Annotated in this window: 15 protein-coding genes; 10 read left to right on the top strand and 5 right to left on the bottom strand. The window is 65.6% G+C overall.

Going from position 1 to position 15,244, the window contains the following annotated elements:
• Both A3E77_RS15545 and A3E77_RS15540 read left to right on the top strand, forming a co-directional pair.
• The coding region (locus A3E77_RS15545; RefSeq protein WP_293647567.1) for a class I SAM-dependent methyltransferase at positions 1-618 on the top strand (618 nt) is incomplete at its 5' end.
• Between the two features lie 34 nt (positions 619-652).
• Positions 653-1,987 (top strand): caspase family protein, encoded by a 1,335-nt coding sequence (locus A3E77_RS15540; protein WP_293647565.1) that lies wholly within the window; start codon positions 653-655, stop codon positions 1,985-1,987.
• Positions 1,988-2,152: 165 nt separating this feature from the next.
• Here the strand turns inward: A3E77_RS15540 and trhO are convergent, their stop codons facing one another.
• The 3 genes from trhO to A3E77_RS15525 all read right to left on the bottom strand — a co-directional run bounded on the left by trhO (position 2,153) and on the right by A3E77_RS15525 (position 7,183).
• On the bottom strand, positions 2,153-2,878 hold the full coding sequence (trhO, locus tag A3E77_RS15535) for an oxygen-dependent tRNA uridine(34) hydroxylase TrhO (protein WP_366652645.1): 726 nt from the start codon (positions 2,876-2,878) through the stop codon (positions 2,153-2,155).
• A 28-nt stretch (positions 2,879-2,906) separates the two neighbouring features.
• Positions 2,907-4,922: an FAD-dependent oxidoreductase gene (locus A3E77_RS15530; RefSeq protein WP_293647563.1), complete on the bottom strand. Its 2,016-nt coding sequence runs from the start codon at positions 4,920-4,922 to the stop codon at positions 2,907-2,909.
• A gap of 167 nt (positions 4,923-5,089) precedes the next feature.
• A complete protein-coding gene (locus tag A3E77_RS15525) occupies positions 5,090-7,183 on the bottom strand; it encodes a malate synthase G (RefSeq protein WP_293647561.1) in 2,094 nt (697 codons plus the stop codon).
• Positions 7,184-7,353: 170 nt separating this feature from the next.
• On the opposite strand from A3E77_RS15525, the gene A3E77_RS15520 reads away from it, so the two are divergent.
• Positions 7,354-7,653, top strand: a complete 300-nt coding sequence (locus tag A3E77_RS15520) for a WYL domain-containing protein (RefSeq protein ID WP_293647559.1) — start codon at positions 7,354-7,356, stop codon at positions 7,651-7,653.
• Positions 7,654-7,655: 2 nt separating this feature from the next.
• Here the strand turns inward: A3E77_RS15520 and A3E77_RS15515 are convergent, their stop codons facing one another.
• Entirely contained in the window at positions 7,656-8,831 is a 1,176-nt protein-coding gene (locus A3E77_RS15515; protein ID WP_293647557.1) for a GGDEF domain-containing protein, read from the bottom strand.
• Positions 8,832-8,947: 116 nt separating this feature from the next.
• Between A3E77_RS15515 and A3E77_RS15510 the strand changes: the two genes are divergently transcribed.
• From A3E77_RS15510 to A3E77_RS15480, 7 genes are all read left to right on the top strand, one after another.
• Positions 8,948-9,100: a hypothetical protein gene (locus A3E77_RS15510; RefSeq protein WP_293647555.1), complete on the top strand. Its 153-nt coding sequence runs from the start codon at positions 8,948-8,950 to the stop codon at positions 9,098-9,100.
• Between the two features lie 189 nt (positions 9,101-9,289).
• Positions 9,290-10,501 carry a hydrolase gene (locus A3E77_RS15505; RefSeq protein ID WP_293647553.1) on the top strand — a complete coding sequence of 404 codons (1,212 nt, stop codon included), beginning with the start codon at positions 9,290-9,292 and terminating at the stop codon, positions 10,499-10,501.
• A complete protein-coding gene (locus A3E77_RS15500; RefSeq protein WP_293647551.1) occupies positions 10,498-11,511 on the top strand; it encodes an arginine N-succinyltransferase in 1,014 nt (337 codons plus the stop codon). Before A3E77_RS15505 ends, A3E77_RS15500 begins: the two co-directional genes overlap by 4 nt.
• Positions 11,512-11,514: 3 nt before the next feature.
• Complete coding sequence (locus tag A3E77_RS15495) at positions 11,515-12,765, top strand: N-succinylarginine dihydrolase (protein ID WP_293647549.1); 1,251 nt, start codon at positions 11,515-11,517, stop codon at positions 12,763-12,765.
• Between the two features lie 7 nt (positions 12,766-12,772).
• Positions 12,773-13,444: a spermidine synthase gene (locus A3E77_RS15490; RefSeq protein WP_293647547.1), complete on the top strand. Its 672-nt coding sequence runs from the start codon at positions 12,773-12,775 to the stop codon at positions 13,442-13,444.
• Positions 13,445-13,683: 239 nt separating this feature from the next.
• Entirely contained in the window at positions 13,684-13,923 is a 240-nt protein-coding gene (locus A3E77_RS15485; protein ID WP_293647545.1) for a hypothetical protein, read from the top strand.
• A gap of 45 nt (positions 13,924-13,968) precedes the next feature.
• A complete protein-coding gene (locus A3E77_RS15480; RefSeq protein WP_293647543.1) occupies positions 13,969-14,721 on the top strand; it encodes an alpha/beta fold hydrolase in 753 nt (250 codons plus the stop codon).
• Here the strand turns inward: A3E77_RS15480 and A3E77_RS15475 are convergent.
• Positions 14,675-15,244: alpha/beta fold hydrolase (locus A3E77_RS15475; RefSeq protein WP_293647541.1), on the bottom strand; the 570-nt coding region annotated here is incomplete at its 5' end. The genes A3E77_RS15480 and A3E77_RS15475 overlap by 47 nt on opposite strands.

Genomic DNA, 15,244 nt, shown 5'->3' with positions numbered 1-15,244 from the left:
AGTTGGTGGGAACGTCATGGGGTGCCGCGGTTGATCAAATGCGCCTGTTCGCAGGGGCAGATCATGAAATTGCGCAGCAAGGTGGTGCCGCACGCGCGCGGCCATGTGCTCGAACTAGGCTGCGGCGGCGGCATCAATATGGAATTTTACCGCCCGGGGCAGATCGAAAGCTTCAGTGGGCTCGATCCGTCGCCCGAATTGCTGGCGATGAGCGTCGCGGCGGCAGCGGCGCGCGGGATCGAGGCCGATATCCGCGAAGGGATCGGCGAAGCGATGCCGTTCGACAGCGAACAGTTCGACACGGTCGTCACCACCTTCACGCTCTGCTCGGTCGCCGATCAGGCCGCGGTGCTGCGCGAAATCCGCCGCGTATTGAAACCCGGCGGGACCGCGCTGTTCCTCGAACATGGCGCCGCGCCCGATGCGGGCGTCGCCAAATGGCAGCGGCGGGTCGAACCGTTGTGGAAACGGATCGGGGGCAATTGCCACCTGACGCGCCCGATCAGCGATGCGTATGAAAAGGCGGGCTTTGCCGTCGATCGGCAGGCCGCCGCCTATATGCCCCAGACGCCGCGACCTTTTGGCTGGGTCGAATATGGTGCGGCGCGCGCAGCCTAGCCACGCCAAAGCCCGTTGAAGAGAGGATTGCGAGATGATGCGATTCTGGTTTGTCACCCTCATCCTCCTGTTCCTGCTCGCGCCCACCGCGGCCGAGGCGCGGAAGGTCGCGCTGGTCATCGGCAATGGCGATTATGCCAATACCAGCCGGCTGGCGAACCCCGCCAACGACATCCGGATCATCGCCGCGTCCGCGCGCGCGGCCGGGTTCGACGATGTGACCGTCGCATCCGACCTGGCGGTCAATGATTTCCAGAAAGCGATGCGCGATTTTCGCGCCAAGGCCGACGGGGCGGAGGTCGCGATGGTCTATTATGCCGGGCACGGGATCGAGGCACAGGGCAAGAACTGGCTGATCCCGACCGACGCGCAGCTGAAATCGGACCTCGACCTGCCTTATGAGGCGATCAACCTCGATCGCTTGATGGAATCGGTATCGGGGGCGCAGATTCGCATGGTCGTGCTCGATTCGTGCCGCAACAACCCCTTTGGCCGGTCGTGGCGGTCGGGGACGCGCGCGGTCGAAAACGGGCTGGCGGGGGTCGAGGCCGACGATGTGCTCGTCATCTTTGCCGCCGCACCGGGACAAACCGCCGCCGACGGCACCAGCGGCAATTCACCCTTTGCCACCTCACTCGCCAAACGCCTGCCGCAGCCCGATGTGCCGGTGCAACTGCTGGGCGGGTTGATCCGCGACGATGTGCTGGCGGCGACCGGCGGCAGCCAGCGCCCGTTCGTCAGCGCGAGCATCACCGGCACGCCGGTCTATCTGGTGCCCCGCGCCGCGGCGCCCGCCCCGAAGGCGGCGGGCGACCGCAGCGGGTTGGAGGAGTTGCTGTGGAAGGGAGCGACGTCGGAAAACAGCGTCCGCGGCTTCAGCGCCTATCTCGCCGAATTTCCGGCAGGCAAATATGCGGGACAGGCGGGCGACAATATCAACCGGCTGCTGAAAGGCCCGGCTGCGATCGCAGCGCCGGTGACGATGACGGCGATGACCGAACCGGCCGCCGCAGCCCGTCCCGCGACGCGCAAATTCACCCTGTCGAACGTCCGCGTCGAATGCGTCAAGCTGACCGGCCGCCTTGGACTTGGCTTGCCCGACCAGCTGTTCCTGCGGTTCAACACGGGGCAGCGATTTCCCGAGGGCAAGAGCGAGATTTACTCGATCAAAAAGGGTGAGAGCTGGGTCGTCGACCAAAGTTTCGAGTTCGACCAGTCGGTGAGTTTCCAACTGCGCGAGTTCGACGACATCGGCGGTAGTGACAATATCGGGACGATCGACCTTGGCGATACGCCGGGGACGTTCACCCGGACGCTGGACGGCGATGCCAGCGATTACCGGGTGACCTATACGCTGACGGTGGGGTAGCGACCGGAAGCGGACATAATATCCTTCCTGTCGCGCAGCGATGGGGAGGGTTTTCTCTTCCTCGTCACCCCGGACTTGATCCGGGATCCATAACAGAACCGTCGTCATGGACCCCGGATCAAGTCCGGGGTGACGAAAGATAGTGAGTAAGCGGACACCGAACCGCTATTCCTTCTCGCCCACCTCGACCAGTCCGTGCCCCACGCTCACCCGCTCGTCAAACACGAAACAGCTGCCGTGCCAGCGGCTTTCTTCGGCAGGAACTTGCTCCAGATACGCCAATATGCCGCCCTTCAGGTGGACGACATCCTCGACGCCCTCGTGCCGCAGGAAAGCGGTCGATTTTTCGCAGCGGATGCCGCCGGTGCAGAACATCGCAACGCGCTTGCCCGCAAAACGGTCGGCGTTCGCGCGCCACCAATCGGGAAATTCACCAAAGCTTTTCGTGTCGGGGTCGATCGCGTCGTCGAAGCTGCCGTAACCGACCTCGAAGCCGTTGCGGGTGTCGATCAGCACCGTATCGGGGTCGTCGACGAGCGCGTTCCAGTCGGCGGGGTCGACATAGGGCGCGGCGTCGCGCGCGGGGTCGAGTCCCGCGACCTTCATCGTCACGATTTCCTTTTTCAACCGCACCTTCATCCGCTGGAACGGCATAGCGGCGGCGGTCGAAAATTTGACGTCGAGTCCGGCGCAATCGGGCAGGCCGCGAATATGGCCGAGCACCGCGGCGATTCCCGCTTCGGTGCCCGCGATCGTGCCGTTGATGCCTTCGCGCGCGAGGAGGAGCGTGCCCATCACGCCCTCAGCCGCGCACAGATCGAGCAAAGGCTGGCGCAGGGCGGCAGGATCGTCGAACGACGCGAAGCGATAGAGGGCGGCGACCTGGAACATGCGCGCGCCATGTAGGCGCGATTGCGGCTCAGCGAAAGGGATCGTGCCGCCCGGTCGCATATTGCGCCATCGCCATCGTCGTCCATTGCGCGTTGACGCGGATGCAGCTTGGGAAGGTGCTGGCATCGGTGACGAACACATTGGTCGTTTCGTGGACGCGGCAGTCGGGGTCGACGACGCCATGTTGCGGATCCTCATTGATCGCATTGCCGCCGTGCGGATGGCTGCTCGACAGGGTGACGTCATCCTGTTCGCGGATCGCATCGCGGAAAAAGGCGTCGACATCCATGTCGGGGGTGATCGTCTGTCCCTTGGCGAGGGCGGGATAGCATTCCAGCGCGCCCGCGGCGAAATGCACCTTCGTCAATGTCGCCATCGCGTCGCGCAGCACCGGCAGGTCGTCGCTGGCGTCAAGGCTGAACTTCAATTTGCCGTCGACGATCTGCCCGCGCCGGTCGGCGGGAAACAATATGCCCGCCGAATGGACGCGGCCGAAATTCTTCATGCGCGTCGCATGATCGCCGAACCAGCCGGGCATCAGCGAGGCCATCGACATCGGCGGTTGAAAATGGCTTTCGAGCAGGAAATCGCCGCAGTCGACATAGCTCGACATCTGGTCCTCGTCCCACGCATCGCCGCCGATACCATCGGGCATCAGCGCGACGACGGGCGAGGCGACGTTGAGCGACACCTGATAGCCGGTGCCGTCGATATCGCTGCGGTCGAGCAGTTTCGACGAAGCGATCGTCCCCGCCGCGACAACGACGCCGACACGCGCGCGGACCAGCGTCTTCGACCCGTCGGGCAGGATCAGTTTCACCGCCTCTGCCTCGCGCCGTCCGTCATAGGCGGTCTGCCAAACGATGCGATCGGCCTTGGTATTCGGCAGGATGCGCGCCCCGAAATCGCGGCACGCCTCTGGCAGATAGGTTTGCGCGACCCCCATGCGGCGGCCATAGGCGCAGCCCGAATTGCAATATCCGCAATAGGCGCAGGCGTTGACGGTGTTCGGCGGGCCGAAATTTTTGGCGAACCAGTCGGCGATCGCCCGCTGGTCGCGGGGGTCGTTCGACCCCGCGGCAAAGCGGCGCCACCCCTCGATCAGGTGCGGGCCGTTGTGACGTCCGCTGCGCGGTTCGATCGGCGCGATGCCGAGCTTCGCCTGCACAGCGTCGTAGCTGGCGTGAAAGGCGGCGGCGTCGACCGGCGCGCCAATGCTCGCCCATTTGGCAAGGACATCCTTCGCGTCGGGGTGGGTGCGGCCTGCCTCGTTGACGCGCAGGCAGATGCCGTTGTTGATCGTCGACGAGCCCCCGACGCAGCGCCCCTGAAACACGACGAAATCGCGGTTGGTGGAGGTTTGCAGCGCGCCATGCTTGTAAAGACTGGCGATCATGTCGAGCTCGTGATGCGTGATCGCGTGGCTGGGATAGAATGGCCCTGCCTCGACGATCAGAACCTTGTAGCCTTGCGCCGCGATATTATAGGCGGCGACCCCGCCCCCGGCGCCCGAACCGATGACGATCACGTCATATTCGCCTTCAACGCTGTCGGCATCGAGGATATGCGCGGGGTCGATCTCGCGCCCGCGCACGGGCTCCAGCGGCACGTCATAATTGCCGCGCTGGCGGAATTTCGGCAGGGTGAAACCGATCTGGCGATGCACCGGGTTGGCGGCGTTGGCACTCTGGTCGCCGGGTTCCAGCCCAGGCTGCCAATGGCCGTAATAGCAGGCATAGATGATGCCGCGCAGCCGCGCCATATCCTGAAACAGGTCGATCTGGCTGTTCTGGAGCCGGGCTTTGAGCTTTGCGGCGCGCCCGGCGACGTCATCCTCGGTAAAGAATGGGCCACCGAGCACCAATTCGGTCGCGGTCAACGACAGCTGGATCTCGTCGAGCTTGGTCCCGCCCACCTTGTCGAACAGGTCGCAGATATTGGCGACGACCTGATCGGCCGAAATGACCATGTCGGCGTCGTGAAACAATGCCTCGGTCAACGCCTTCAGAAATTTGAGCTGCCCGAAATTGAACGGTGCCGTCATCGCCCTGCCCCCAGTTTGCCATATACCGCAAATGCCGCGTTATAGGCGGACGGAGCAAGCTGTATTGTATCAAAGCGGCGGCGAGAGCGCACGAATCCAGATTGTCTTCCTTCGTCATCCCGGATCGGGTCCGGGATGACGAAGAGGAGAAACTACTTGGACCGGCCTTAGGCCGCCTTTTTCGCCTGGCGATATTTGTGCAGCAGCGGCTCGGTATAGCCCGACGGCTGGGTCACGCCTTCAAAGATCAGCGCGCGCGCGGCCTGATATGCGATGCCGTCGGGGGTCAGTTTTTCGTAGAGCGGATCGCCAGCGTTCTGCGCATCGACCTTGGCCGCCATGCGCGCGAGCGCGGCATCGACCTGCTGCGCGGTGCAGACGCCGTGGAGCAGCCAGTTTGCGAGTGCCTGGCTGGCGATGCGCAGCGTCGCGCGATCCTCCATCAGGCCGACGTCGTCGATGTCGGGGACCTTCGAGCAGCCGACGCCCTGGTCGATCCAGCGCACGACATAGCCCAATATGCCCTGGCAATTATTGTCGAGTTCGCGGGTGATTTCGGCTTCGCTCCAGTTACGCCCCGTCGCGACGGGGATGGCGAGCAGGCGGTCCAGCGAGGGCACCGCTTCGCCCGCGATTTCCGTCTGACGCGCGAAGACATCGACTTGATGATAGTGCAGCGCGTGGAGCGTCGCGGCGGTCGGCGACGGCACCCAGGCGGTGTTCGCGCCCGATTTGGGATGGCCGATCTTGGCATCGAGCATCGCGCGCATCAGGTCGGGCATCGCCCACATGCCCTTGCCGATCTGCGCCTTGCCCGACAGGCCGCAGGCGAGGCCGATGCGCACGTTGCGATCCTCGTAAGAAGCAATCCAGTCGCTCGCCTTCATCTCACCTTTCGGGATCATCGGACCCGCGCGCATCGACGTGTGGATTTCGTCGCCGGTGCGGTCGAGGAAACCGGTGTTGATGAAGACGATGCGGTCCTTGACCGCGTGGATGCAGGCGGCGAGGTTGGCGCTGGTGCGACGTTCCTCGTCCATCACGCCGACCTTGATCGTGTGGCGCGCGAGGCCCAGCATATCCTCGACCGGGTCGAACAGCCGGTTTGTGAAGGCGCATTCCTCGGGCCCGTGCTGCTTCGGCTTGACGATGTAGATGCTGCCCGCACGGCTGTTGGCGAGCGCGCCGAGACCCTTGAGGTCGTGGAGCGCGCAGAGCGAAGTAATCACCGCGTCGCACAGCCCTTCGGGCGCTTCGGCACCGCCGGGCAGCCGGATCATCGGCGTCGTCATCAGATGGCCGACGTTGCGCACGAACATCACGCTGCGGCCGTGGAGCGTGAATGCCTCACCCGACGGCGAGGTCCATGTCCGATCGGCCTCCATCGCGCGCGTGACCGTCTTGCCGCCCTTGTCGAAACTTTCGGTCAGGTCGCCGCGCATCAGGCCGAGCCAGTTGGTGTAGCCGAGCACCTTGTCTTCACCGTCGACCGCCGCGACGCTGTCCTCCAGGTCGATGATCGTCGTCAGCGCCGCTTCGAGCACAACATCGGCGATCCCCGCCGGATCGCTTTTACCAATCGCGCTTGCCGAATCGATCACCAGTTCGATGTGCAGGCCGTTGTGGCGGAGCAGGATGCCGCCGGGCTTGCTGCCCACCCATTGCGCCGGATCGGCAAGCGTCGGCTGTCCACCCTGCCAGTCGGCCCAGCTTCCCGACGCGAGCGGCACCGTCGCGTCCAGAAACGCCTTGGCGCGGGCAATCACCGCCGCGCCGCGTACCGCATCATAACCGCCCGGAATTGCGGGCGGCGCGTCGAGTGCGTCGGTGCCGTAAAGCGCGTCATAGAGGCTGCCCCAGCGCGCATTGGCGGCATTTAGCGCGAAGCGGGCGTTGAGTGCGGGGACGACGAGCTGCGGCCCGGCCATCGTCGCGATTTCGGGATCGACATTTTGCGTGCCGACCTGGAACGCCGCGGGCTCGGGAACGAGATAGCCGATTTCGCGCAGGAAAGCCTGATAGGCGGCCGCGTCATGCGCCTGTCCGACCCGCGCTTCGTGCCACGCGTCGATCTGCGCCTGCAAATCCTCGCGTTTCGCCAGCAGTGCTGCATTTTCGGGCGCGAATTTGCCGAGCAGGCCCGCGAAGTCGTTCCAGAATTGATCGGCGTCCAGCCCCGTCCCCGGCAGCGCGCGCTGCTCGATGAAATCGGCCAGTCGCGAATCGACGGACAGGCCGGAACGGTCGAGAAATTCGGTCATGCAAGCACCCTCTGGTCGGCGCGGCTGCGCCAGTGGACCCGGGGAGGAAAGGGCCAGCGCGCTATGCCGCGATTGGTTTCGATTGGCAATGGGCGCTTTTCAATGGGGGCCATGTAGTTTACGTTGCATCGCACAACGAAAAAATCTCTCTCCCCAACTGATCCGGACTCATGGACGACACACGACTGAAACTGATGGAAGCGATCGCCCGCAAACGTCTGGTGACCGCGCACTATAACGGCCAGGTGCTGACGCTGGCGCCGCATCTTTTGTTCGAGCGACGCGGCGACCTGTTCATCAGCGCGCTGAACCTCAACAAAAGCTGGCGATCCGACGAAGACCCGCGTCTCGGCCATTTCAAGCTCGGCGGGCTGGCATCGATCGAATTGAGCGACGATGGCTTCGACCCCCTGCCCGGCTTTGAAGCCGCGCCCCCGCGCGAGGAAGACACGCCGCTGCTCGCGGTCTGAGGTCAGGCGGCGCCGAGCGCCGCCGCGGGCGGCATTTCGCCCAGCGCGACGCGAACCTGGTTCCGCCCGGCGGCCTTGGCCCGGTACAGCGCGGCGTCGGCGCGGCGCGACAATTCAAACAGCGAATTGTCCGACGTCCGCTGGGCGACGCCGAAGGATGCGGTGAACCCGCGGTCGACGCCGAGGACCGGCAATCGCGCCGATGCAAAGGCGAGCCGCACGGTTTCCGCATAAAGCCGCCCGTCGGACAGCAAGGCATCGGGCAACAGGACGGCGAACTCTTCGCCCCCGATGCGCCCGACGATCGCCTTGGCAGGCGCGGCGTCCACCAGCATCGCCGCGAAATGCGCGATCACGCCGTCACCCGCCGCATGACCGAAACTGTCGTTGATATTCTTGAAATTGTCGAGATCGGCGGCGATCAGCACCGCCGCTCCCTCACTGCGCATCAACGCCTGTTCGGCATGATGTTCAAAGCCGCGCCGGTTGAGCACACTGGACAGCGGATCGGTTTCCGAACGTGCCACCATCTCTGCGGTCGTATCGCGCATGATCACGAGCAGCAGGACGAGCGCGATCGCCATCAGGGTGACGACGCTGCCGCTCTGCGAAATCGCGGCATATGTTGTCGCCATATAGCCCTGCGGTGCGCTGGCCGTGCCGACGATCGCCGCGACGAAGGGTTTGGCGACATAGATAAGCGCCGCCATCACTTGCAGGGCGATCAGCAACAGGTCGAGCGCCTGCCGCCGTCCCGAGCGCCAGACCACCAGCCCCAGCAAGCCCTGCATCGCGAAATAGGGAAGCTGATAGAGCATCAGCCGCGGTGTCGAGCCATAGGCCATGCTGAAGATCACCGGCACGGCCAGGATGGTTGCGACCCAGATCGCCGCCATCGCGCTCCACGGCGGTCGGGTGCGGTAATGATAGGCGGTGCCGATCAATGCGAAGCTGAGCGCGAGCAGAAATACCAGAAATATGCCGATCCCGACGGGGGTCGGGTCGACCTGCCGCGTCAACAGAAATTCGAGCGCGACATAGATGATGCCCATGCCATAGCCCGCCGCAAGCCAACGCGCCCCGCGCGCGCTGCGGTTCGTGGCCGCCACCACGGCGAACGCCACGGCAAAAACGCCGGCAATGGACATGTTGATGCCAAGCACAAAGGCGGTCGTCATCGGCTCACTCGCTTATCGGTTCGGCCAGCCTAGCGAAGCCGGCTCGAACTTTTCGTTAATGCGTTGCGATTCGGGGAAATAGAATGCGGACCTAGCCGAACCGGCGGCGGACGGCAGTGATTTACGGTATCGCCGTCGCGAAATCCGCCGTCGATCCGCGAGTGTTGCCACGCGCCGTGCCCAACCAGAAGACGACATCGACCGTGCTGCGCCGCGCCCTTGCCTGCCTTGCCCTCTTCATCGCTGCCGCCATCCCGCATTCCTCCTAAGCCGGGGACCAGGCAGAAGGGGCGTAAGGACGCGCGAGCGAACCAAAATCTGGCCGCGATCGAAGCCGAGCTTTCGCCGCGCGAGGCGGCGCAGCTTCGCGGCTACACCCCGCTGCCCAAACCCGCGCAGACGCGCTGACGCTTTGTCGGGGGTCGCCAAAAGGCCCTGCCCGCGTCTATAGCCGCGGCATGACATCCGTCACCGCAACCGAAACCGAACTGCTCGAACGCGCCGCCGATGCGCCGATGCTGTCACAGGTCGAGAGCTGGGCCGCGATCAACAGCGGCACGGGCAATCTCGCCGGTCTGAAAACTGTCGCGGGCGCGCTGGCCGATGCTTTTGCGGCGCTGCCCGGCGACGTCCGGCTGGTTACCGCCGATCCGGTCGAGAGCGTCGATAGCGCCGGCACCGTCAACACCATCCAGCGCGGCGACCACCTGCATGTGCGCGTGCGGCCCGAGGCGCCGGTCCAGTTGCTGCTGACCGGGCATATGGACACCGTCTTTGCCGCGGACCATCCGTTCCAGACGCTCAAATGGCTGGACGACGGCGTGCTCAACGGTCCCGGCACCGCCGACATGAAGGCGGGCATTTCGGTGATCCTCGCGGCGCTGACGGCGCTGGAAGCCTCGCCGCTCGCGGGCCGTGTCGGCTATGACGTGATGATCAACAGCGACGAGGAAACGGGAAGCCAGGCATCGGCGCGGCTGATCGCCGAACTGGCGAAGGGCAAGACCGCGGCGCTGACTTACGAGCCCGCGCTGCCCGACGGCACGCTGGCGGGCGCGCGGCCGGGGAGCGGCAATTTTTCCGTCATCGTCCATGGCCGCGCCGCACATGCCGGGCGCAATCCGCACGAGGGACGCAATGCGCTGCTCGCCGCCGCCGACCTCGCGCTGCGGCTTGGCGCGCTGAAATCCGATACGCTGAAGGTCAATCCCGCAAAGATCGACGGCGGCGGGCCGAACAATATCGTCCCCGACAGCGCGATCCTGCGCGTCAACATGCGCCCGTCGACCCCTGAGGCGATGGCGGCGGCCGAGGCAGCGATGCGCGATGCGATTGCGGCGGTGTCGCGCGACCATGACGTGCATTGTCACGTCCATGGCGGTTTCAACCGCCCGCCCAAACCGCTCGATGCCGCAGCGACGCGATTGTTCGAGCTGGTGCGCGACTGCGGCGCCGCGCTCGGCCTGCCGCCGATCAGCTGGAACGCGACCGGCGGGGTGTGCGATGGCAATAATATCGCGGCCTGCGGCGTGCCGGTCGTCGACACGATGGGACCGCGCGGGGGGGCGATCCATTCGTCGGACGAATTCCTGATCGTCGGCAGCTTGCCCGAACGCGCGCAATTGTCGGCACTGACCATGATAAGAATAGCGGAACGGGGGACTGTGTGAACTATGTGATCCGGGCGGCCAAACCGGGCGACCTGCAAAGCATTTACGAAATGGCGAAGCTGACCGGGGGCGGCTTCACCAACCTGCCCCCCGACAAAAAGGCGCTGCGCGCCAAGCTCGAACGCGCTGAAGGCGGCTTTGCGTCGGAAAGGGAATATCCTGCCGACGAGCTGTATCTGATGGTGCTCGAGGATCTCGACAGCGGCGAAGTGCGCGGCACCTGCCAGATTTTCGGCCAGGTCGGGCAGCGCTGGCCCTTTTATTCCTATCGCATCGGCACCGACAGCAAGCATAGCGAGCAGCTCGGCCGCACTTTCCATGCGCAGGTGCTGATGCTGAGCAACGATCTCAACGGCGCCAGCGAGGTTGGCGGGCTGTTCCTGCACCCGGCCGCCCGCGCGGGCGGGCTGGGGCTGCTGCTCGCGCGCTCGCGTTATCTGTTCATCGCGCGTCACCGGCCGCGCTTCGGCGACCGCATCCTTGCCGAGCTGCGCGGCGTGATCGACGAAGCCGGCGGTTCGCCTTTCTGGGACGGCGTCGCGGGCAAATTCTTTGGCATGAGTTTCCAGGAAGCCGACCAGTTCAACGCCGTCCATGGCAACCAGTTCATCGCCGACCTGATGCCCAAGCATCCCGTCTATATCGCGATGCTGGGCGAACATGCGCGCAGCGTCATCGGCGTGCCGCATCCGACCGGGCGCGCGGCGATGCGGATGCTGGAGAATGAGGGTTTTGCCTTTGAAAATTATGTCGACATTTTTGACGGGGGCCCGACCATGACCGCGCGCACCGATCAGGTCGCGAGCATTCGCGACGCCAAGCATGTCGATGTGACGGGCATCATCCCCGCCGGCCAGGATGCCGGCGAAGACGCGCTGATCGCAACCGGCCGGCTCGCCGATTTTCGCTGCTGTTTCGGAAAGGTCGGCGCCGATGCGACGATCGACGCAGAGGCAGCGCGGATCCTGGGCGTCGGCAAGGGCGATGCGATCAGCTGGATCGGCCGGTAACCGATGCTCACCGAAATCAACTTCGACGGAATCATCGGCCCCAGCCACAATTATGCGGGCCTCAGCCGCGGCAACATCGCGTCGGCAAACAATGCCGGCGACGTATCGCAGCCGCGCGCGGCGGCGCTTCAGGGCATCGACAAGATGCGCCACAATCTGGCGCTCGGGCTGCCGCAGGGTTTCTTTGCGCCGCTCGACCGGCCCGACGCGCCCTGGCTCGACACGCTCGGCACGACACCCGAACAGGCCGAGGGGCATTTGCGCGCGCAGGCGTGGTCGGCATCGTCGATGTGGGCGGCAAACGCCGCGACCGTGTCGCCCGCGCCCGACAGCGCCGACGGCAAATGCCATCTGACCGTCGCGAACCTTGTCACCATGCCGCACCGCAGCCACGAATGGCCGGGCACGCTGGCGCAGCTTCGCCTTGCCTTTGCCGATGCCGCCTTTGCCGTGCATTCACCCGTCCCCGCCCCCTTTGGCGACGAGGGCGCGGCGAACCACATGCGCTTGTGTAGCGGACATGATGCCGCTGGCGTCGAAATCTTCGTCTATGGGGTCGGCGGCGGCCGTTTCCCCGCACGCCAGCACCTCGACGCGTCGAAGGCGATCGCGCGGCGCCACCGGCTTGATCCCGCGCGGACGCTGTTCATCCGCCAGTCGGACAGCGCCATCCAGGGCGGCGCGTTCCACAATGATGTGGTCGCGGTTGCGAACGAGCATGTGCTGTTCACGCACGAAAGCGCGTTCGAGGATCGCGAGGCGGCGCATGCCGAAATCCGCGCCGCCTTTCCCGCGGTCGAGATCGTCGAGGTGCCCGCGAGCGCGGTGAGCCTGCCCGACGCGATCAAATCCTATCTGTTCAACGCCCAGCTCGTCAGCCTGCCCGATGGCGGCGGCATGGGGTTGGTGCTGCCGACCGAGGCGCAGGACACGCCCGCGGTATGGACCTGGCTGCAAGCCCATGTCGCGGGCAATGGCCCGATCCGCCGCCTGTTGCCGGTCAATGTTCGCCAGTCGATGGCGAACGGCGGCGGCCCGGCGTGCCTGCGGCTGCGCGTCGTCGCCGATCCGGCGACGGTCGATCCGCGCTTCCTGGCCGACGAAGCGAAGCTCGACCGGATCGCCGCGATCGTCGCGAGCCATTGGCCCGAGGCGATCGCCCCCGGCGACCTTGCGTCGGCGACGCTGGCGGGCGAGGTGCGGAGCGCGCGGGCAGCACTGCTCGAAACGCTCGGCCTCGGCGAACTCGTCTGACCTGCCCGTGAAGATGCGCGAACTGATCGGCACGGCGGCGGTGCCCGGCGGCGACGAGCTGCGGCTGTACCGGCGCGGCGGCGATTTCATCATCGCGATCGACCGCAATGAATTGATGAGCAGCCGGATGAGCGGGTCCGAGGAAGCGCTGGCGACGATGACGTGCGATCGGCTGCGCAGCCCCGACAAGGCGCATCTGTTGATCGGCGGTTATGGCATGGGCTTTACCCTGCGCGCGGCGCTCGCGCGGCTGGGGCCTGACGCGAAAATCACCGTCGCCGAGCTGGTCCCCGAAATCGTCGACTGGGCGCGCGGGCCGATGGCAGACCTTGCGGCGGGCTGCCTCGACGATCGGCGCGTCGAGCTGGTCATCGGCGACGTCGCGACGGCCATTGCAGCGGCTACGCGCCGCTACGACGCGATCCTGCTCGACGTCGACAATGGTCCCGACGGCCTGACGCACCCTGCGAACGACCGGCTCTATTCCCCTGCGGGGCTGGCGACGGCAAAGGCCGCCTTGAAACCCGGCGGCATCCTGGCGATCTGGTCGGCGGCGCCCGATGCACGGTTCAAGGCGCGGTTGGGCGCGGCCGGTTTCCGGGTCGAGGAAGTCGGCGTCCGCGCGCGGTCCAACGGCAAAGGCCCCCGACACGTCATCTGGTTCGCGCGCACGGCGTAGCGGCTCGTCCCACGCGAGAGACGGGCGGCCGGTTGGACGCAGCCCTTATCCGCCCGTCGTTTCGCAAGCGATCCCCCTCCCCATCGCTGTGCGACAGGAAGGATGTTGGCGGGCCTTCCTCTGCCCAGGACAGGCACCCCTTGCCCTCACCTGTCGGATTAACTTACAATTTACCATAAGCCCGGCGCGGCGATTCCCGCTTTTGCGCCGGTGGCACGGCTCTTGCTGGACAAAGGGTGATGCTGAAAAAAATCGGACGCCTGTTCGTCATCAAGACCCGCTTTGAAGCGTGCCTCATCATCTATGCCCTCGCCGTCGGGGCGATGGCGCGCGGCGCCGCCTATCTGCACGAATATCCGGGGCTTGGCGGCAAGTTGCTGCTGCTCGCCTGCACCGGGTCGGTTTTTCTGGCGGGCGCCAAGATTTTCGATTGCCTGCGTTATGAGCAGGCGGCGGAACCGGCGCGGCTGGCGGAGTAGGCCAGCGGTCTTTCGCGTGCCATCAAGATATGCGAAGGCTCCACGATGAGCAGGATCAGCGGCCGCCCCGCCATCACCACCCAGAATGTCTACGGCCTTTCGTTGCGCGTCGCGCGCTGGCGTGAAGGCGCCCCCGGCACGCCGCTGCTGTTCCTCAACGGCATCGGCGCCGATATCGTCGCCGCAGCGCCGCTGCTGGCGCAAATCCACGGCCGTGAAGTCTGGACGCTCGACATGCCCGGCGTCGGCGGATCGCCCGACGCGCTGCTGCCCTATGGCGCGCCGACCATTGCGGCGGTGGTGATGGAGATAGCCGACCGTCTGGGCCACAAGAGCCTTGACCTCGCCGGGTTCAGCTGGGGCGGCGCGCTGGCACAGCAGATCGCGATCCAGTTCCCGGGCCGCGTACGGCGGCTGGTGCTGATGGCGACCACGCCCGTCATGGGCGCGCCGGGGATCGGCTGGGCGGCCATGTTCGACGACGACATGGTCGCGAGCGGGCTCAAGATCCAGACCGCGACCCCGCTGGGCATCGCTTACCAGACCGCGGCGATGACCGGATGGAGCAGCGTCGGTTTCCTGTCCGGACTGAAAAACCTGCCGACACTGGTGCTGGCGGGCGAACGCGATGGCGTCATGCCCGCCTGTTTCGGCCAGATGCTGGCCGACCAGATCGACGGCGCGGTGCTGGATGTGGTGCCGGGATCGCACCTCTTCCCCTTCACCCATGCTGCCGCCGTTGCGGCGCGGATCAGCCAGTTCCTCGATCAGCCGGGGGCGGTGCAAGCCGCAGCTTGAGGAAATCGGCGATCGCCTGGGCGGTCGCATCGGGCGCTTCTTCCATCGGCAGATGGCCGATGCCGGGCAGCAGCACGACCGTCGAGCCGGCGATCCGTTCGTTGAAGGTCTTGGCCGCGGTCGGGTTGATCAGCCGGTCCTTGTCGCCGAACAGGATCAGCGTCGGCGCCTTGATCTCTTCGACGCGCGCCGCCATTTCGGGTTCGCGGTCCATCCGCGCGCGCAGGACGGTCGCGGCGCGATTGCCGGGAAAGCGCAGCAATTCCCAATAGCGATCGATCATCGCATCATCGACGATATCCTGTTTCTCGACCGACCCGCGCAGCGACTGTTCGACCAGCATCCGCGGCGTCACCCGGGTCGCGAGCCAGCGGCCAAAGGGATATTCGAGGATGCGGAAACCGACGTTCGATTCGGGGCGTTTTTCCCCCTTGCGCAGCGGCATTCCCGCGGCGTCGATCAACAGCAACGCGTCGACCCGCGCGGGCTGGGCCAGCGCATAGCGCCACGCCACCCAGCCGCC

Origin of the sequence: Sphingopyxis sp. RIFCSPHIGHO2_12_FULL_65_19 (genome assembly GCF_001830555.1) — a bacterium.
In the GTDB taxonomy this organism is placed as follows: domain Bacteria; phylum Pseudomonadota; class Alphaproteobacteria; order Sphingomonadales; family Sphingomonadaceae; genus Sphingopyxis.
The sequence above is the reverse complement of the archived record's forward strand: the minus strand, read 5'-3'. Positions and strand labels throughout refer to the sequence as shown.